The sequence below is a fragment of the Pseudomonas sp. BO3-4 genome (assembly GCF_034044115.1).
Classification (GTDB): Bacteria; Pseudomonadota; Gammaproteobacteria; order Pseudomonadales; family Pseudomonadaceae; genus Aquipseudomonas; species Aquipseudomonas alloputida.
The window spans coordinates 3631629-3650556 of sequence record NZ_CP139018.1; the positions used below are offsets into that span (position 1 = coordinate 3631629).

Below are 18928 nucleotides of genomic sequence, written 5' to 3' on the forward strand. Positions count from 1 at the left end.
CTTGAGCTGCCACTGCCGGGGCTGCTGCGCAGCCCTTTCGCGACGCAAGGCCGCTCCCACAACAGGTGATGCCACAGAGGCCAGTTTCCCAGGCGGCCCATGATACTTACCGACCTGCCAGCGGCTGGGTCAACAGCTGCATGCGCTGGGCAATCGCCGCTGGCGGTGCATCCGGGCGAATCTTGCTCCAGCGTTTACCTGCAACATCACCGGCAATCAGCTGCGTCGAGTGCTGCTCGGGACTCGGCAGGAACTGCCCTATACGGCCAAGCACCAGGTCGACATTGGCCTTGTCACCGGTCAGGAACAACCAGTTCGGCCCATCCACCCCTTGCTTGGCGGCGAACGCCTTCAGCGCCTCGGGGGTGTCGTTCAGCGGGTCACTGCTGATCGACACGAAGGTCACCTGGGCGGCCAGGGCTGGCCCCATGGCCTCGCGCACCTCGCGCAGCTTGCGGGTGATCAACGGGCAGGCATCGGTGCAATGGGTGAAGATCACGTTGAGCATCACCACCTTGTCCTTGAGCACGTCACTGTAAAAGCGCAGCTCGCGGCCATTCTGGTCCTTCAGCACGGTGTCGGTGAACCAGGTCTTGGCGTCGCGTGTACCGCCACCACTGGCCATCGCCTGCGGTGCTGGCTGCGGCTCGGGGGGTTGCGGCGCATGGCCTTCGTGGGCGAACGCCACCGACGTGAGGATCCACAGGCAGCCACCCAGTACCAGCCAGTCGAATGCGCGCATGCCAGCGCGGTGGGAGGTTGCAGTGCTCATGGTTGCACCTCGTGATGGTCGGCAATGGCGGTGCTCTTGGCATGTACCCGGCGCGCACTGAGGCGGTTGATTTCTTCGATCAATACGCCCGGGTCGGTGAAGCCGTAGTAACGCGTCCAGTGCCCGCTACGCCCGTCACCCACCAGTATCAGCGGCGGGTGCTGGCTGAGGTCGGCGTTGAAGCTGCCCAGCCCCTTCAGGGTTTCGGTGATGGCGTACGGGGTACCGGTCAGCCAGCTCCAGCCCGGCCCTTTCTGGAATGCCTTGGCATAGTTTTGCAGGCGCTTGGCGTCGTCACGCTGAGGGTCGACACTGATCGACACCAGGCGAACCTCCTCGCCTACCCGGCCGCCCAGCTGCTGCTGGACCTTGCCCATGATTGACGACACCACCGGGCATACCGTGGTGCAGCTGGTGTAAATGAAGCCCATGACCACCAGATGGTCACCCACCAGGTCTTTCTCCAGACGTACCGGCATGCCTTCCTGGTTCAGCAGCGACACATCGGCAAAACGCACACTGGCCTTTTCCTGATGCGCCGCCGGGGGCTGCCCGGCATGGCCGTCATGCGCGTGACCGGCGTGGGCCATGGCCAGGTGGCTGGCGAATGCCAGGCTCAGGGCCAACAGTGTGCAAGCAGGCTTGGCGTTCATCGCACATTCCTCACGTCAGTCTGGGAGGCGTTGGTTGCAGCAGCCGGCAGAACGCGCAGGCTGGTGTAGTTTTCTTCGGCAAACTTGCGCCCCAACGAGGGCGACTGCACATGCAGGTACCAGGCGCCGGCCTCAGGCAAGTTCAGCGCTGCCTGGTAGACCCCCTCGCCCACCTCTTGCAGCTGCAGGTTGCGCGGCATCGACGATGGCGCCAGGAAGTAGCGCAGGCTCAGGTCGTTCAGGCCCAGGCGTGGCTGCCCGTCGTCACCGACAATACGCACCCGCGCGGTGAAGTCGCTGTGCTGCGGCAGCGGCTGGTCGAGGCCGATGAACTCGGCACGCGCGCCTTTGCGTTTGCTGGCATCGCTCCCTGCGGCCACCTCGGTGCTGAAGCAATGAATGATTTGCGGCTGGTTGAGCAGGAAGGCAACGTCGAACTTGCCGGCGGCGGGCAGCTTCACCGTCGAGCCATACACCCCGGGGGCCACTTCGCGCAGGCTGCGGTCAACGACGATGGCGGCGCGGGCCTGGTGGCCGCGGTTGTTGTAGCCGGACATCGGTGCATTCATGCCTTCGGCATAGAAGTAGGTGGTGTTGTCCACCGGGTTGACCACGAACACCGAATTGTCATCACGCGATACCGACAGCCCCTGGGCCAGTGGCAGGTCGCCAGCCTGGCGCGGCGCTGCGGGGCCAGCCTCGAAGCCTTGCACGATGGGCGCACGCCCCTCGCCAAGGCTGGCCAGATTGATCATGCTCACTTTCGGCGAGGCCAGGCCACGCACATAGGCATAGCCTTTGGTGAACGTCAGCTGGTACGGTTCGGCCGCCACCGGAATGCGGTGGATCAGCTTGTCGGTACTGGCGTCGATGACCAGGGCCTGGTTCTCAAGGGTATTGAGCACGATGCCGTAGCGGCCATCATGGCTGAAACGCATCGGCCCCAGGCCCTGTTCGGCCTGGACCGTGTGGCGCAACTGATGGCTGCGGGCATCGAACACCCGTACGCTGCCCTCCTCGCCATCGACCACGTAGACGGCTTGGGACAGCGCCGAATAGCTGACCGACAGCGGGTGCGGGCCTACCTTGATGGTCTTGGCCAGGCGCATTTCCGGGATGTCGATGACGCTCAGGGTGCCGCTGTCGCGATTGCTGACATAGGCATAGCGCGAGTCGGCGCTGAAGGCGATTTCGTGGTGCCCGGTACCGGTGTTGAAGTGCTTCATGGCGCTGCGCCCCGGCACGTCGATCACTGTTACCCCGCCTTTGCCCGGGTCGCTGCTGTTGTTGCCAACCCACAGCCGATGCTGGTCCGGCTGCAGGGCCACGCGCAGCGGCTGGTCGCCGGCGTCCAGGTCGGCCACGCGGGTGAAGGTTTCGGTATCGATCACCGAGACCTTGCCCCGCTCGGGTATCGACACGAAAACCTGCTTGTCGTCGCTGGTGGCCGCCCAGTCCATGGGCCGCCCTGGCAGCTCGATGCGGGCCATGGTGCTGGTCACGCCCCCCACCGACACCGTCGGGTCGATCACTGTCAGGCTGGCGTCATTGTTCAACATCAGCAAGAAGTAGCTGTTCAGGTCGAGCAGCGGCCGGGCCCCGATGCTGCTCTTGAGAAACAGCGCGACCCGCGCCTTGCAGCTCTGCTCGCGGTCCCCGGCCGGGGCCGACTGCGCCGGGTCGATCCACGCCCCCGGGGCCATGCCCGACAGCGGTTGGCCACTGGTCTGGTCGCTGAGCTTGAAGCGGATGTTGGCGAAGCCGCCCTCCTTCAGTTCGCCGCCGGCCAATGGCCGGGCCTCGAACTCCACGTTCACGCCGTCCCGGCTGAGCCGGTGCAAGGCCTGCGAGCCGCCCCGTTCCTGCAACAGCTCGCGCGGGTCGCACCATAGCTTTTCGTACGCCACGCCCAGGCCGATCAGCGCTACCCCCAGCACTACCCCCAAGTAAGCAGGGCGAGTCTTTTTGTTCATGCTCGCGTTCCCCTTCCGTCACTGCGCCGGGGCCGTTGCCGGCGGCGCTTCATTGGTCACCCGCAAGATCCCCCACAGCCCCGAGAGGTTGCCGTAGGCGGCGTAGTCGCGGAACAGGTAGTCACCCGCCACCGCGTTGGCACCGCCAGCACTCGGCAACATGAAGCTGAAGTGCGCCGCTGGCAGTACGCTTTCCTGCGCGCCGATGTACATGGCCATCGGGTTGTAGCCAAAGCGCACCGAACCGATACCAGGCAGGCCAATTGGGTAACCGTCCGCATCGCTCTTCTCGGCCTGGTAGTTGTGCAGTGGCCATACGTGCCCGTCCAGCTGGTAGACCATGCCGCGGCTGCCACCACTGGGCATCACGATATGGTTGCGTACCGGTTGGCCAGGCTTGGCGTACAGCACCGGGGTTTGCGGGTCGCCACCGACCAGGGCGTTGGCGTAGGCCATGTGGGCGTTGGGTACATCACCAAAGCCCAGGCCATCGGCGCGGCCGAATGGCGAGTCGGGCGCCATGCCGAAGCGCAGCCACAACGGTTCGGTCTTGTAGTTGACCGCCATGTTGCCGTTGTCTTGCGGGTCACCGGCAGCACCGTTGCCTTCGGTATTGATGCCTTCTACCGGACGGCCATCGGCCCAGCGCATGTTCAGCGCACGCTGCCACACCGTGACGAAGTCGCGGTAGTCCGGCTGGCCGCTGACCTTCACCGTGGCCTGGGTACGGGTAGCAGTATCCTCGGTCCAGGTGGCGGTTTGCGGCAGGATGCTCATGGCGCCCACCAGGCCTTTTTGCGGCTGCTTGATGAAGTCTGACGGGGTCAGGTTGAGGCCGCCGAACTCGATAGGCGTGGTGTTTATGTTGTCCACTGTGCGGCCCAGCTGCGACACCGGTTTGCCTTCACGCTCCAGGTGGCCGGCGTAGTACTGGTACTCCTTGGTCGGGTAAGCGCCGCTGGTGCCGGCACGTGGTGGCACGGTCTGCACCGGGTTCAGGCCAACGTTGGCACCGTCTGACTTGGTGATGTCGTAGGCCAGCAGTTGCGCATGCAGGCCCACGTGGCTGGACGGCCGCATCAGGTTGTTGGCAAAGGCGGTGGAGCCTTCGCTGTCGAAGCGGTCACGCTTGACCACGTTGTGCATCACTGCAGTGCTCGGCAGGTCTGGCATCACCAGTGGCAAGCGGTTCTCCAGGGTGATGCTGATGCAGTCGCCGGCATTGGCGCGCAGTACCAGCGGCTCTACCGGGACACCCGCCTTGAGCTTGCCGGTGGTGGCATCGAGGTCAGCCTTGCGCACGTACAGGATCGCGGTCGGGTCATGCAGCGGCGCACTGTGGCCACCGATGGTGAAAGGCTCCCCATCTTCGGGGTCTACCCCGCTCACCAGCGGGATGGCGGTTCTACGGCTGTTGAACACCAGGGTGCCGCCGTTGGCCTTGAGCGCGCCACCGACATGCTGGCCGACGCCCGCCGGGTCATTGATGCTGACGCCGTTACGGTTTTCGAGGATGTCGTTGGCCAGCGCTGCGACGATCTCGTAGCTGCGCTTGACCGTGGTGCGGGTACCGATGCCGTTCGGGTTGGCCGTGGTTTTCGGGCAGATGCCGTTGAAGTTCACGGTGTTGCGCATGGCCACCGGCTGCGGGTTGTTGGGCAGCGGGAACAGGTCGGCACGCTGCGCGGTGTAGTTGCGCATGATGCCCCAGATACCGTTCCAATAGCCCTCCAAGGCCGCGTCCAGCGAGTACAGGTAGTCGCCGTTGGTGGCTGCCGAACTGGAGATCATCGACACCGGCGCCATGAAGCCCAACTGCTCGGAGATGCCGATCATTTGCGACGACTTCCAGCCCGAGTTGGAGCTGTTGCCGAAGCCAGAACCGTTCTGCAGCCATTTCACGCCGTGCAGGGTGACGTTGTGCTCCTCTTCATGGCCACCGGCGTGCATGCGCAGGCGCACGTTGTCGCCGGAATAGGTGCGCAGCAACGGGGTGAACGGGTCGCCCGGCTCGGCGCCAGCCGTGTTGATATGCGGCGGGAACAGCGTAGTGCCGCCGGTAGGGCCGACTGCCGAGGTAATCGCCGATGGCGACAGGTTCATCGCCGGGATGGCGCGGTCGGTACGGGTTTGCAGGGCATAGCTGAGGTCGCCGGCCAGGCCGTCGGCCTGCATGCCACGCTTGCCGTCCGGGCCGACCTTGTTCGGGTCATACACGCGCAGGGCCAGCGGCTCGTTGCGGTAGTTGACGACGAACATCCCCGGGTCATCAACCGAGATCGCCTGCGGGCATGGCCGGCTTGGGCAGCCCGGGTTGAGACCGCCGCGTTTCTCGACGATGGCTTCGAGCAGGTTCGACGCCTTGCCGCGCACGGGCGGGTTGATGGCGTAGCGGAAGCTGTCGGCAGTGGCCGGGTACGACTGGGCATTGGGAATGCCGTCCGGCCCTGCGCCTACGTACACCCCGGCTTCATAGGCATGCTGGAAGTCACTGTACTCCAGGAAGAACTCGCGGTAGCTGTCGTTCTTGCCGTCGCCATCGTGGTCGCCGGTCTTGATCACCGCCTGCCACGAGGTCGGGCCGCCGTCCTGGCGCGTGGCCGGGTTGTACAGTTGCTCGCCGGTTTCGGCGTGGTACCAGGTGGAGCCGGCCGGTTCGGCCAGCACGGTGGCATACAGGCCCAGTTGCTGGTGGGTCGATGGGCCAAGGTGGTCATGGGTGAAGATGGTACCCAGGCCACGGTCGACGTTATGCACGTTCACCAGCGGGTCAGCGAACCAGCGCTGCATGGCTGTACGCGCGCCCAGCCAGTCGGCGCGACCAAAGCGGCCGAAGTACGGGTGCTGTCTGGCTTTCGGGCAGGCAGCGGTGCCATCGCGGCTATCCCCATCAGTGCAACCGTTGTAAGTACGAATGGCATGCACGCGCTCGACCACGCTACCGGGCGAAAGTATGCCGTCTTCGTAGTTCCAGCCGTTGGCCGAGCCGTCGGCAGCGGTCAGGTCCCACTTGGGCAGGTGGATGTGCTGGCCGATCACGTCGGTCGGGGTGCGCACCTGGTAATCGTCCATCTCATAGATGTTCGGGATCAGGTTGGTGTGCTGGTACATCGCGCAGTCGAAGGTGTTCATGCGCATCACCAGCGGCTCTGGCGGGCGCTGCTTGGTAATGACCGGCCAGGCGTCTTCCCACAGGGCAATGATGCGTGCCTGCGGGAAGTGGTAGCCCACTTTGTTGTACACCGCGTCGAACTGGATGTTGGCCCCTTTGTAGATGCGTGGGCGGTCGGCAGTGAAGGCCGAGGCGCCACGGAAGTTCACGCCCGTCAGGCTCTCTCCACTGTTGAACTCCCCTACCCCGGAAGACTGGGTCAGGCGTTTTCCACGGTCATCCATGCACGGCTCGTAGAACGGCGCACCCGCAGTCGGCAACGCGCCGTTGGTGCGGAACGCACTGGCCACTGGCTGGCTGCCGGGGATCAATGCATAGCTGGGGTGTTCAGCCATGGCGTGGAACTGCATGGCGGCCTGCTCGACATCGGTGCCCTCTTCCGGCAGGTAGATGGGCTTGGCCTTGTGCACGACCTTGGTGAAGTCCAGTTTGGTGGTGGTGGTCTCCGCCACGCCACCGGCGGACACACCGTCCAGTGCATGGCGGCCAAGGCCGCCGTCCCAGCCATCGACCTGGTTCGCATCCAGGTTGGCCCACAGGGCTTTACCACTGTCTTTCAGTTGCCGGGCCAGGGCCGGGTCGAGCATGTCCAGGGGCGGGGTTGGCGGGCGGTTGCCCACGCTGCTTTCCATGCCGCCGATCCAGAACGGGTAGCCTGGGTTTTTCAGCGTGCCGTCGGCATTGCGGTTGGCCTCGGTGCGATCGACCAGCGCCAGCGAGCCCACGGCCTTGCGCACGGGCGCCTCGCTGGCAGCTTCGTCATCGTCTTCGTGGTCATCATCGTTGGCAGCAACCAACGCTTCGGAGAGCTTGGGCACGACGACGACTTTGCCGGGCATGGGCGCCATGGCCTTGCCAGGCAACGGCACGATGGCCGGAATCGGCGTACCGGCAACGATCTCGCCATCGGGCAGGGCCCGGGCGCCAGCGGCCGGCTTACCGCTACGCAGGGCGAACGGGGTACTGTGGAAGCCATTCTCGCCCTGCCCGCTCACCTCCAGCCGCGTGCCTTCCTCGAACACGTCATGCACCCGCCACATGGCCCACATGCCCTGGGCGAAGTGCGGGTAGAAGTGACAGTGGTAAATGGCATCGCCGGCAACGCGGTTGCGGTTGCCCGAACCACCGTTGGCGATTTCGTAGGTGTAGCCGACGCCGGCGCCGATGCCTTGGGCATCGATGTAGTCGGAGTTGTCGTCATTGGGGTTGAACAACCACTGATGGCCGTGCAAGTGGAAGATGTGCTGCTCGTGCCCGTTGTGGGTGTTGCGGAACTTGGTGAAGTCACCGATATAGCTGTGGTGCACGTTGGCAGGCTCTGAGGGGTAGAGGGCCATGCTGGCCTTGACCCCGACGGCGCTGGCCGGTGGCACCTCGCCCGGGCGGATGTGTTCCAGGCCGACGTTGGCCGGTACATCCACCAGGGTGCCTATATCGCCGACCGTGTGGGCGCTGAGGAAGAACTCCTCATAGGCACACGACAGGCAGTCGTGCATCGGGCCCACCCCCAAGCGGTTGGCCACCACTTCGGCACCCATGCCACCAGAGCCGTAATTGATCATGAACGAATCGCGCGCCGGCTCCAGCACGTGGCCCATCACCGGGTCGGCCCAGTAGCCAGGGAAGGCCTGGGTACCGGCAACCTCGTCGGCGAACTGCGAGGCGAAATCACGGAATGCTTCCAGTCGGTTGGGCAGCGCCGGGTTGCGTTTGCCCACGCTTTCCAGCGGGTAAGTGGAACTGGGGAAGCTACCGTCAGGGTTGGGCCCCATGACGATGGCATCGGTTTCGCTGCTGATGATCTCGTTGCCGTTGACCATGGCAATGATCGGTTTGCCGGCCTTGCCTTCGGCGATCCACGGTTCGAGCTGCGGATAACGGGCTTCGTAGTCGATCACGGGCTGGCCGGTGGCGGTTCGCCCCGTGGTGGCCAGGCGCATTTCTTCTTCAGTGAGGGTGTTGCGGTAGGTACGGCCCAGTTTAGGCACGACCACCACCTGGCCGAACAGGCCGTTGGAGACGTTGCCCGCCGTGCCCTCGCCGCCGAACGTAGCGGCTTTGCTGGTGGCAGCGAAGGCGCCTTCGCGCTCGGCATACAGGGTGTAGCTGCGGGTGCTGCCGGGGCTGACGAAGAAGTTGCCGTTACGCCCGGTATAGGCGGAAATATCGGCAATGCTGTTCACCGCCTGCATCCCGTTGACCTGGAAGCCGACCATGCGCTCGGCCACCTGTTCGTCGGCGACAAAGCCTTCGCCGCCTTCGTTTTCAACCTCCGGCCCCTCTGCCTCACCCTCGGGCTCTTCAGCCTCGATACCGTGCTTGTTGGGGTTCGCCTTGTAATCCAGCAGGTTGGTCAGGTTGACCGTCAGGCAGTCACCGGCCGCCACGCGCAGCACGATAGGCCGCGGGCGCTTGTCCGGGCGCAGGGTGACCTTGCCCGGTACCGCGGCCCCGCCCTTGCTGAGGGGGACCTGCTTGTCGTCCACCACGTCCTCACGAAGGGCAAACATCATGCCGTTGGCGTTTTGCGCGCCAAGGCGGTTGAACATCAGTGGCTGGTCCAGTGCCACCACGTTGGCGACCAGGGTGCGCTGGCACTGCACAGCCGCCTCGCTGGTTGCTTCCCAGCCAAGCAAGGCCAGTACAAGTGATGACAGGATGGGGCCTTTGAGCGGCGTCGACATGCTGCACCTCCGGGACACAGGATCTCTGCCGGGAGCTGGAGCAAGGTGTGTGCCAGAAGAAAAATCCAATATTAATCAATAACTTGTACGATCAACCGCAACGGATTGGGGAGGATCCCCCAGCAGGTTCCCCCGAATCGGGGGACGAAATCCCGTGGGGGCAAAGGCTGCTCCACAGGCGCGCGCTAACCTCACACAAGGTAAAAACGCACGGTACCCTTGCACAATTGTCGATTGTGCAAGGCAAATTCGCATGCCAGGATCCTGCGATCCTCCAGCGAACTCCAGACTTCACTTGGAAAATCAATAACAAAGCAGGGAGAACGCAATGACTGCACACGCTCATACCCCGGCAGCAACCGACCATGTATTGGCCGAGGTCCGCAACCAGATCGGCCACCTGACCCTGAACCGCCCAGCCGGTCTCAATGCCCTGACCCTGGACATGGTGCGCAGCCTGCGTCAGCACCTGGACCAGTGGGCCGACAACCCGCAGGTACGCGCCGTGGTCCTGCGCGGCGAAGGCCCCAAGGGGTTCTGTGCCGGTGGCGATATCCGCTCGCTGTACGACAGCTTCAAGGCCGGCGACACGCTGCATGAAACCTTTTTCGTCGAAGAGTACGCCCTCGACCTGGTCATCCACCGCTACCGCAAGCCAATACTGGTGGTGATGGACGGCTTCACCCTCGGGGGCGGCATGGGCCTGGCCCAGGGCTGCGACCTGCGCGTGGTCACCGAGCGCAGCCGGCTGGGCATGCCCGAGGTCGGCATCGGCTACTTCCCGGACGTGGGCGGCAGCTACTTCCTCTCGCGCATCCCCGGCGAGCTGGGCATCTACCTGGGTGTCAGCGGTGCCCAGATCCAGGCGGCCGACGCCTTGTATTGCGGCCTGGCCGACTGGTACCTGGCCAGCGATCAGCTCGCTGCCCTCGACCGGGGCCTCGACCAGCTCGACTTCAGCGACCACCCGCTCAAGGACCTGCAAAACCTGCTGGCCAGGCTCGGCACCCAGACACTGGATGATGCGCCACTGGAAAAGCTGCGCCCGGCCATCGACCACTTCTTCGCCCTGCCCGACCTGCCAGCCATCGTCGAGCAACTGCGTGCGGTGAGCCTCGGCGACAGCCACGCCTGGGCGGTGGCCACCGCCGATCAGCTGGAAACCCGCTCGCCTCTGGCCATGGCGGTTACGCTGGAGATGCTGCGCCGGGGGCGCGAGCTGGGCATTGACGACTGCTTTGCCATGGAACTGCACCTGGACCGCCAGTGGTTCCAGCACGGCGACATCATCGAAGGCGTGCGTGCCCTGATCATCGACAAGGACAAGCAGCCCCGCTGGAACCCGCCGACCCTGGCCGCGCTGCAAGGCCAGCGGGTCGAACAATTCTTCGAAGGCTTGTGAGCCCGGGAGTACACAGATGCAAGACCTCGAACTGAGCGAAGAACAGATCATGATCCGCGACATGGCCCGGGACTTTGCCCGTGGCGAAATCGCACCCCATGCCCAGGCTTGGGAAAAGGCCGGCTGGATCGATGATGGCGTGGTGCGCAAGATGGGCGAACTGGGCCTGTTGGGCATGGTGGTGCCCGAGGACTTCGGCGGCAGCTACACCGACTATGTCGCCTATGCCCTGGCCGTGGAAGAGATCGCCGCCGGCTGCGGCGCCACCGGGGCGATGATGAGCATCCACAACTCGGTAGGTTGCGGCCCGCTGCTGGCCTACGGCACCGCCGACCAGCAACAGCAGTGGCTGCCACGCCTGGCCAGCGGCGAGGTAATTGGCTGCTTCTGCCTGACCGAGCCACAGGCCGGCTCCGAGGCGCACAACCTGCGCACCCGCGCCGAGCTGGTGGATGGCCAGTGGGTCATCAACGGTGCCAAGCAGTTCGTCAGCAATGCCCGCCGTGCCGGCCTGGCGATCGTCTTCGCAGTGACCGACCCGGAGCTGGGCAAGAAAGGCCTGTCGGCGTTCCTGGTGCCCACCGACAACCCTGGGTTCAAGGTTGATCGCAGTGAGCACAAGATGGGCATTCGCGCCTCCGATACCTGCGCAGTGACCTTCGACAACTGCCGCATTCCTGCCGCCAATATCCTCGGTGATCGTGGCAAGGGCCTCGCCATTGCCCTGTCCAACCTCGAAGGCGGCCGTATCGGTATTGCCGCCCAGGCCTTGGGCATCGCCCGCGCCGCATTCGAAGCGGCGCTGGTCTACTCGCGTGACCGCATACAGTTTGGCAAGCCGATCAACGAACACCAGAGCATTGCCAACCTGCTGGCCGACATGCAGGTGCAGGTGAACGCCGCACGTTTGCTGATCCTGCACGCCGCCCGCCTGCGCAGCGCCGGCAAGCCATGCCTGTCGGAAGCGTCACAGGCCAAGCTGTTCGCTTCGGAAATGGCCGAGCGGGTGTGCTCGATGGCCATCCAGGTGCATGGTGGGTACGGCTATCTGGAAGATTACCCGGTGGAGCGCTACTACCGGGATGCGCGGATTACCCAGATCTATGAAGGGTCGAGCGAGATCCAGCGCATGCTGATTGCTCGGGAATTGAAAAACTATCCGCTGTAACGCAAAGGCAACGCGGTTCTTGGGGGCGCGGGCGACGCTGTGGCTGGCACCGGCTTTGCCGGTGTTCGCGGGCGCGCCCGCTCCCACAGGACCCTCTCGCCTCAGCGCCAATACCGCGCGTCATCCACCACCCTGGCATGCCCCTCGAACAGCGCCGGCAACTGCTCCTTGAGGTAGTCGATCCAGGTGCGCACCTTGGCGTCCAGGTAGTGGCGTGACGGATACATCGCATACAGCGCACTCTCCCTCAACCGATACGGTGCCAACAACCGGCGCAAGCGCCCCTGCTCGATCGCCTCGCTGGCGGTGTAGAACGGCAGCAGGCCAATGCCCATGCCCAGCTCGCTGGCCACCAGCATGGCGTCGGCAACGTTGGTGGAAAAACTGTCATTCGGCGCAATCACGCACTGGTCAACCCCTTGCGGGAACACCCAGTCGCCTTCGTACATCGGGTAAGCCATGCGCAGGCAGCGATGGCCGTGCAAGTCTTCGGGGCGCTCCGGTACACCGTGGGTATCCAGGTAACCGGGGGCCGCGCAGGGGATGCTGAAAATGTTGCCCAGCGGCACAGCGATCAGCTGCGAATCCGGCAGCGCACCGTCCACGGTGATCACCACGTCATGCCCTTCTGCCAGCGGGTCGGGGTTGCGCTGCGACAGCGTCAGCTCGATCACCACTTCCGGGTATAGCGTGTTGTAGCCGGCCACCAGCGGCATCAGCAACAGCCCCATGCCGTGCGGGCAGTGCAAACGCAGATGGCCGCGAGGCGTGAGGTGCGCCCCTCGCGCTTCGCCCACGGCTTCTTCGGTCAGCAGCATGATCTGCCGTGCACGCTCCAGAAACCGCTCACCCGCCTCGCTCATGCGCAAGCGCCGGGTGGTGCGGTGCAGCAGGCGGGTCTGCAGCTGGTTCTCCAGCTCGGCAACGATGCGCGAAACCTGCGCTGCAGAAATATCCAGAGCATTGGCAGCTGCAGCGAAGCTGCCACATTCCACCACACGGGTGAAGGTACGCATGGCATGCAGCATGTCCATGAAGGTGTGCTCCTTTCTTTGTCTTATTCTTGCGTTAAAGGCAGGAATCTATCACGGTTTAGCCCATTTATTGTGGATGACCAATGAATAGATCATTAGCCATCCATTAAAAAAGGAGCCTGTCATGAAACGCTCGATCGCTGTCCTTGCCATTGCCGCTGCCTTCGCCTCGTTCGGTGCTTTTGCCGATGCCGGCAACAACCAGCCAGTCAGCAGCCAATATGAATACGGCATGCCGCTGGACGTGGCCAAGGTCATCTCCATCACACCGGCCAGCAACGCAGCCGACTGCCAGGTAGGCACCGCACACATGGTGTACGTCGACCATCAGGGCCAGAAGCGCGAAATCGACTACCGGGAAATGGGCAACTGCTCGCAGCAGTGAGTCAGGCCAGCACCTGGGTGATCCAGCCCACCTGCTGATTGAAATCGTCGATCTTCGCCTGAGGCACCGCATCGCGGGCCCGCTGGAAATTGGCCAGGGTCTGCTGCTTCTGCCGCAGCATGCGCCGCCACTTGACCACAAACGCCTCGCTTTTCTCCTGCATCAACACGGGGCCGAAGTACAGCTGTTCAGCGCTATACACCCCCCTGCCCGGCTCGGCGACGATGATCTCGTAATCGAAGCGGTTTTCCCGTAGCAGCTCTTCGCTGACGATCTGGTAACCATTGCCCGCCAGCCACTGGCGCAGTTCGCGCTCACCGCCATTGGGCTGCAATACCAGGCGCGTGACGCCGCCAAGGCGCTGCTTGCCGGCTTCGAGTATCTCGCACATGGTGTCGCCGCCCATCCCGCAGATGCTCACCACCGAGATACGGTCTTGCGGTTCGACCGCTGCCAGCCCATCGGCCAGGCGTACGGTTACCTGCGCTTGCAGGCCGTTTCTGCGCACATTGCGCTGGGCCGAGGCGAACGGCGTCTGTGCCACTTCACCCGCTACCGCGGCCTCGAGCACGCCACGCAGCATCAAGGCCACCGGCAGGTAGCCGTGGTCCGAGCCAATGTCGGCCAGGCGCGCCCCCTGCGGCACATGGGCGGCCACGCGCTCCAGGCGCCTGGACAAAGTCTGTTCGTTCAACGTAAACCTCTGGTTTTGCAATCGCCCGCGATTCTGACGGCGAACGCCGCGCATTTCAAACGCCGAGGCACCCTCGACCGGGCTGGTGTGCTCGCGTAGGCTTGCCGTTTTCCTTCCGTTGCAAGGCAGACACACCATGGCACATGCAGACATCCTCTACACCCCGGACCCGGACGCCGAGTCGATTTCCTCGGACGTTGCCGAGTACAACGGCGTGCTGGTCACCACGCAAATCCCGACCCACGCCGACGGCAGCCTGGAACTGGGCGGCATCGTCGAGCAGAGCGAATGCACCCTGCAGGCGCTGAAAGTGGCCCTGGAGAAGGCCGGCAGCGGTATGGACCGCGTGCTGCACCTGACCATCTACCTGACCGACATGGCCGACCGCGCGGCGTTCAACGAGGTGTACCAGCGCTTCTTCAGCAAGCCCTGGCCGGTGCGTGCGGCGGTGGGTGTGGCTTCACTGGCCTTTGAAGGCATGCGTGTGGAAGTGACGGCGATGGCTGCCAAGCGCTGAGCTGCGCTTGTTGGGTGCGTAGCGCCCCCAGCATCGTTGACTGACCGCAACATCGCCGGGGCCGCTCTGCGGCCCTTTCGCGACGCAAGGCCGCTCCCACAGTTGCGCGTACCCGCAGCCAATCCCGCACCTCTCGGCACCCCAATGATGCCGCCAGCCCGTTTCACCGCTACAATGCCCGCCTAAACCGTGACAGCCCGAAAATATAACGACATGTCCCTTCCAAAGAATCACCTGGAACTGCTCAGCCCTGCCCGTGACGTGGCCATCGCCCGTGAAGCGATCCTGCACGGCGCTGACGCCATCTATATCGGCGGCCCGAGCTTCGGCGCGCGCCATAACGCCTGCAACGAAGTCAGCGATATCGCCGAGCTGGTCGAGTTCGCCCATCGCTACCATGCACGCGTGTTCACCACCATCAACACCATCCTGCACGACAACGAGCTGGAACCGGCGCGCAAGCTGATTCACCAGCTGTACGATGCCGGCGTTGACGCGCTGATCGTGCAGGACCTTGGGGTGATGGAGCTGGACATCCCGCCGATCGAGCTGCATGCCAGCACCCAGACCGACATCCGCACCCTGGAACGGGCCAAGTTCCTCGACCAGGCTGGCTTCTCGCAACTGGTACTGGCGCGGGAGCTGAACCTGCAGCAAATCCGCGCCATCGCCGCCGAAACCGATGCCGCCATCGAGTTCTTCATCCACGGCGCGCTGTGCGTGGCGTTCTCTGGCCAATGCAACATTTCCCATGCGCAGACCGGCCGCAGCGCCAACCGTGGTGATTGCTCGCAAGCCTGCCGCCTGCCCTACACGCTGAAAGATGACCAGGGCCGCGTGGTTGCGTTCGAGAAACACCTGCTGTCGATGAAGGACAACAACCAGACCGCCAACCTGGCTGACCTGGTCGATGCCGGCGTGCGCTCGTTCAAGATCGAGGGCCGCTACAAGGACATGGGCTATGTGAAGAACATCACCGCCCATTACCGCAAAGAGCTCGATGCCATCCTTGAAGACCGCCCTCAGTACGCCCGCGCGTCCAGCGGCCGTACCGAACACTTCTTCCTGCCCGACCCGGATAAAACCTTCCACCGCGGCAGCACCGACTACTTCGTGACCGACCGCAAGGTCGATATCGGCGCCTTCGACTCGCCAACCTTCACCGGCCTGCCGGTGGGCGTAGTCGAAAAGGTCGGCAAGCGTGACATGCAAGTGGTCACCGACGTACCGCTGACCAACGGCGACGGCCTCAATGTGCTGGTCAAGCGCGAAGTGGTGGGCTTCCGCGCCAACATCGCCGAACCGCGTGGCGAATTCGAAGAAGACGGCCAGAAGCGCTACCGCTATCGCGTCGAGCCCAACGAAATGCCCGAAGGCCTGCACAAGCTGCGGCCCAACCACCCGCTGTCGCGCAACCTCGACCACAATTGGCAACAGGCCCTGCAACGCACCTCCTCCGAACGCCGGGTCGGCGTGGAGTGGCACGCTGTCCTGCGCGAGCAGCGCCTGATGCTTACCCTCAGCAGTGAAGAAGGCGTGAGCGTGCAGGTGGCCCTGGACGGCCCATTCGGCGTAGCCAACAAGCCGCAGCAGGCACTGGAGCAGTTGCACGACCTGCTCGGCCAGTTGGGCACCACCCTGTACCACGCCGACCGCATCGAACTGGATGCCCCGCAGGCGTACTTCATTCCCAACTCGCAGCTCAAGGCCCTGCGCCGCGAAGCCATCGAGGCACTGACTGCAGCACGCGTGCAGGCGCATCCGCGTGGCGGGCGCAAGGCCGAGACCACGCCACCGCCGGTGTACCCCGAGTCGCACCTGTCGTTCCTGGCCAACGTATACAACCAGAAGGCCCGCGACTTCTACCACCGCCACGGTGTGCAACTGATCGATGCGGCCTATGAAGCGCATGAAGAACACGGCGAAGTGCCGGTGATGATCACCAAGCACTGCCTGCGCTTCTCCTTCAACCTGTGCCCCAAGCAGGCCAAGGGCGTGACCGGCGTGCGTACCAAGGTGGCACCGATGCAGCTGATTCAGGGTGACGAAGTGCTGACCCTGAAGTTCGACTGCAAGCCGTGCGAGATGCATGTGATCGGCAAGATGAAGAGCCACATCATCGACCTGCCGACCCCGGGCAGCGCGGTGGCCCAGGTGGTGGGGCATATCAGCCCCGAAGACTTGCTCAAGACCATCCCGCGCGGACCGCACTGAGTTCGCCGGGCAGGGCCTCTTCGCTACACGGGCTTGTGGTTTTGGTGGTTCCCTGTAGGAGCGGCTTTAGCCGCGAATACGGTAGCCGCGACAACGGTGAACGGCAGGTGGAAATTGGCCAGCAGGCCCGGCCCTTTCGCGGGTAAACCCGCTCCTACGCAGGCTTGTGGTTCCCCGGTAGGAGCGGCTTTAGCCGCGAATACGGTAGCCGCGACAACGGTGAACGGCAGGTGGAAATTGGCCAGCAGGCCCGGCCCTTTCGCGGGTAAACCCGCTCCTACACAGGCTTGTGGTTCCCCTGTAGGAGCGGGTTTACCCGCGAATACGGTAGCGGCGACAACAGTGAACGGCCGGTGGACATTGGCCAGCAGGCCCGGCCCTTTCGCGGGTAAACCCGCGCCTACGCAGGCTTGTGGTTTCCCGGTAGGAGCGGGTTTACCCGCGAATACGATAGCCGCGACAACGGTGAACGGCGGGTGGAAATTGGCCAGCAGGCCCGGCCCTTTCGCGGGTAAACCCGCTCCTACACAGGCTTGTGGTTCCCCTGTAGGAGCGGGTTTACCCGCGAATACGGTAGCGGCGACAACAGTGAACGGCCGGTGGACATTGGCCAGCAGGCCCGGCCCTTTCGCGGGTAAACCCGCGCCTACGCAGGCTTGTGGTTCCCCGGTAGGAGCGGGTTTACCCGCGAATACGATAGCCGCGACAACGGTGAACGGCGGGTGGAAATTGGCCAGCAGGCCCGGCCCTTTCGCGGGTGAACCCGCTCCTACACGGGCTTGTGTAAGAGCGGCTTCAAAGAACAGCGCAAGCGTACCTCAGCAGCGCTCAGCGTATCTGGTGCTTGTGCAACAACCGATAGAACGTCGGCCGTGAAATGCCCAGCACCTTGGCCGCCACGCTCAGGTTGTCGCTGTGCCGGTTGAGCACATCGCACAGCGCCTGGCGCTCGGCGCGCTGCTTGTACTCTTCCAGCGTGCCCAGCGGCTGTTGTTCCGGGTCGAGCAGTTGCAACCCCAGGTCCTGCGCCTCGATCTGCCGCCCTTCGGCCAGCACCAACCCGCGGCGCACGCGGTTGGCCAGTTCGCGCACATTGCCCGGCCAGTCATGCCGCCCCATCGCCGCCAGGGCATGGTCGCTGAACGACCGTGGCCGACGCCCGGTCTCCACACTGTAGAAATGGGCAAAATGGTTGGCCAGCATCGACAGGTCACCATGCCGGTCGCGCAACGGCGCGGTCACCACCTGCAATACGTTCAGGCGGTAATACAGGTCTTCGCGGAAACGCCCTTGCTCAATGGCCCGCTCAAGGTCCACATGGGTGGCCGCCAGCACCCGTACATCCACCGGTATGGGCTGGCTGCCACCCACGCGCTCGATGTGCTTCTCCTGCAAAAAACGCAGCAAGTTGGCCTGCAATTCCAACGGCAGGTCGCCGATTTCATCAAGAAACAATGTGCCGCCATCGGCCGCTTCGATACGCCCGGTCTTGCGCTGGTGGGCACCGGTAAAGGCGCCCTTCTCATGGCCGAACAGTTCGGACTGGATCAAGTGCTCGGGGATCGCCCCGCAGTTGATCGCGATGAACGGCTGCTCGCTGCGTTGCGACTGACGGTGCAAGGTGCGCGCCACCAGCTCTTTGCCGGTGCCGCTCTCCCCGCGGATCAGCACAGGCGATTCGGTGGGTGCCAGTTTACCCAGCAACTTGCGCAACTCGCGGATAGGTCGGCTTTCGCCGAGCAACTCATGGGTTGCCTCATCGACCTTGATGGCCCCCTTGCCGCGCAAGCGCGCCATGCCGAAGGCCCGGCCCAGGGTTACCTGCACGCGGGAGACGTCGAACGGCAGGGTATGGAAGTCGAAAAACCACTCACACACAAAATCACCGAACGCCGGCATGCGCAACTGATCGGCGCTGAGCACGGCAATCCATTCGGTGTTGCTGCGCTTGATCATGTCCTTGACCGCGTCCGGGTGCCTCAGGTGCGAAGCCTGCAAGCGCAATAGCCCGACATCGCACGTGTGGTCCAGCGCAGCCCCGAGCATACAGCTGTCCACATCCCAGCCTGCGTTGCGCAGGCCAGGTAACAAGCGGTGGCAATCGTCGCAGGGGTCGACGATAAGCAAACGGCGTTGAGCGGCAGGCTGCTGCATGACCGATCCTTGGCGCCAGTTTTTGGTTTTTTGAAGTAAAACAGCAAGTTGTGGCGCCCGTTTAACAGTAGCAACGAAGTTGACGGTTCCCAGTACCGTCTGTCTG

12 protein-coding genes are annotated in these 18928 nt (G+C 64.0%); 5 read left to right on the top strand and 7 right to left on the bottom strand.

Going from position 1 to position 18928, the window contains the following annotated elements:
• Positions 1-106: 106 nt before the first annotated feature.
• The 4 genes from REH59_RS16945 to mnxG are packed head-to-tail and all read right to left on the bottom strand — an operon-like array spanning position 107 to position 9254.
• Positions 107-772: an SCO family protein gene (locus REH59_RS16945; protein WP_012052145.1), complete on the bottom strand. Its 666-nt coding sequence runs from the start codon at positions 770-772 to the stop codon at positions 107-109.
• On the bottom strand, positions 769-1425 hold the full coding sequence (locus REH59_RS16950) for an SCO family protein (protein WP_004577519.1): 657 nt from the start codon (positions 1423-1425) through the stop codon (positions 769-771). The genes REH59_RS16945 and REH59_RS16950 overlap by 4 nt, the downstream gene beginning before the upstream one ends.
• Positions 1422-3398, bottom strand: a complete 1977-nt coding sequence (locus REH59_RS16955) for a cytochrome D1 domain-containing protein (RefSeq protein WP_003247941.1) — start codon at positions 3396-3398, stop codon at positions 1422-1424. Before REH59_RS16955 ends, REH59_RS16950 begins: the two co-directional genes overlap by 4 nt.
• Positions 3399-3416: 18 nt before the next feature.
• The gene (mnxG, locus tag REH59_RS16960; RefSeq protein WP_265536662.1) at positions 3417-9254 is read right to left on the bottom strand and encodes a manganese-oxidizing multicopper oxidase MnxG; all 5838 of its coding nucleotides are present in this window, start codon (positions 9252-9254) and stop codon (positions 3417-3419) included.
• Between the two features lie 328 nt (positions 9255-9582).
• On the opposite strand from mnxG, the gene REH59_RS16965 reads away from it, so the two are divergent.
• Positions 9583-10656 (top strand): enoyl-CoA hydratase/isomerase family protein, encoded by a 1074-nt coding sequence (locus tag REH59_RS16965; protein WP_012052142.1) that lies wholly within the window; start codon positions 9583-9585, stop codon positions 10654-10656.
• 16 nt (positions 10657-10672) lie between these two features.
• Positions 10673-11824 carry an acyl-CoA dehydrogenase family protein gene (locus REH59_RS16970; protein ID WP_014860142.1) on the top strand — a complete coding sequence of 384 codons (1152 nt, stop codon included), beginning with the start codon at positions 10673-10675 and terminating at the stop codon, positions 11822-11824.
• Positions 11825-11925: 101 nt separating this feature from the next.
• Here the strand turns inward: REH59_RS16970 and REH59_RS16975 are convergent, their stop codons facing one another.
• Positions 11926-12858 (bottom strand): LysR family transcriptional regulator, encoded by a 933-nt coding sequence (locus REH59_RS16975; RefSeq protein ID WP_003247933.1) that lies wholly within the window; start codon positions 12856-12858, stop codon positions 11926-11928.
• Positions 12859-12982: 124 nt separating this feature from the next.
• On the opposite strand from REH59_RS16975, the gene REH59_RS16980 reads away from it, so the two are divergent.
• Complete coding sequence (locus tag REH59_RS16980; protein ID WP_003247932.1) at positions 12983-13243, top strand: DUF2790 domain-containing protein; 261 nt, start codon at positions 12983-12985, stop codon at positions 13241-13243.
• Position 13244: 1 nt separating this feature from the next.
• Here the strand turns inward: REH59_RS16980 and REH59_RS16985 are convergent, their stop codons facing one another.
• Positions 13245-13937 (bottom strand): tRNA (adenine(22)-N(1))-methyltransferase, encoded by a 693-nt coding sequence (locus tag REH59_RS16985; RefSeq protein ID WP_004577523.1) that lies wholly within the window; start codon positions 13935-13937, stop codon positions 13245-13247.
• Between the two features lie 136 nt (positions 13938-14073).
• On the opposite strand from REH59_RS16985, the gene REH59_RS16990 reads away from it, so the two are divergent.
• Both REH59_RS16990 and REH59_RS16995 read left to right on the top strand, forming a co-directional pair.
• The gene (locus tag REH59_RS16990; RefSeq protein WP_014860143.1) at positions 14074-14454 is read left to right on the top strand and encodes a RidA family protein; all 381 of its coding nucleotides are present in this window, start codon (positions 14074-14076) and stop codon (positions 14452-14454) included.
• A 213-nt stretch (positions 14455-14667) separates the two neighbouring features.
• Positions 14668-16668: a peptidase U32 family protein gene (locus tag REH59_RS16995; protein WP_003247926.1), complete on the top strand. Its 2001-nt coding sequence runs from the start codon at positions 14668-14670 to the stop codon at positions 16666-16668.
• Between the two features lie 828 nt (positions 16669-17496).
• Here REH59_RS16995 and REH59_RS17000 read toward each other — a convergent pair.
• Positions 17497-18822 carry a sigma-54 dependent transcriptional regulator gene (locus REH59_RS17000; protein ID WP_003247925.1) on the bottom strand — a complete coding sequence of 442 codons (1326 nt, stop codon included), beginning with the start codon at positions 18820-18822 and terminating at the stop codon, positions 17497-17499.
• Between the last annotated feature and the right edge of the window lie 106 nt (positions 18823-18928).

Bases quoted from the DNA above. Each gene is read 5' to 3' on its own strand.
- REH59_RS16950 (WP_004577519.1), bottom strand. From the start codon at position 1,425: ATGAACGCCAAGCCTGCTTGCACACTGTTGGCCCTGAGCCTGGCATTC.
- REH59_RS16965 (WP_012052142.1), top strand. From the start codon at position 9,583: ATGACTGCACACGCTCATACCCCGGCAGCAACCGACCATGTATTGGCC.
- REH59_RS16995 (WP_003247926.1), top strand. From the start codon at position 14,668: ATGTCCCTTCCAAAGAATCACCTGGAACTGCTCAGCCCTGCCCGTGAC.
- mnxG (WP_265536662.1), bottom strand. From the start codon at position 9,254: ATGTCGACGCCGCTCAAAGGCCCCATCCTGTCATCACTTGTACTGGCC.
- REH59_RS16955 (WP_003247941.1), bottom strand. From the start codon at position 3,398: ATGAACAAAAAGACTCGCCCTGCTTACTTGGGGGTAGTGCTGGGGGTA.
- REH59_RS17000 (WP_003247925.1), bottom strand. From the start codon at position 18,822: ATGCAGCAGCCTGCCGCTCAACGCCGTTTGCTTATCGTCGACCCCTGC.
- REH59_RS16975 (WP_003247933.1), bottom strand. From the start codon at position 12,858: ATGGACATGCTGCATGCCATGCGTACCTTCACCCGTGTGGTGGAATGT.
- REH59_RS16990 (WP_014860143.1), top strand. From the start codon at position 14,074: ATGGCACATGCAGACATCCTCTACACCCCGGACCCGGACGCCGAGTCG.
- REH59_RS16945 (WP_012052145.1), bottom strand. From the start codon at position 772: ATGAGCACTGCAACCTCCCACCGCGCTGGCATGCGCGCATTCGACTGG.
- REH59_RS16980 (WP_003247932.1), top strand. From the start codon at position 12,983: ATGAAACGCTCGATCGCTGTCCTTGCCATTGCCGCTGCCTTCGCCTCG.
- REH59_RS16970 (WP_014860142.1), top strand. From the start codon at position 10,673: ATGCAAGACCTCGAACTGAGCGAAGAACAGATCATGATCCGCGACATG.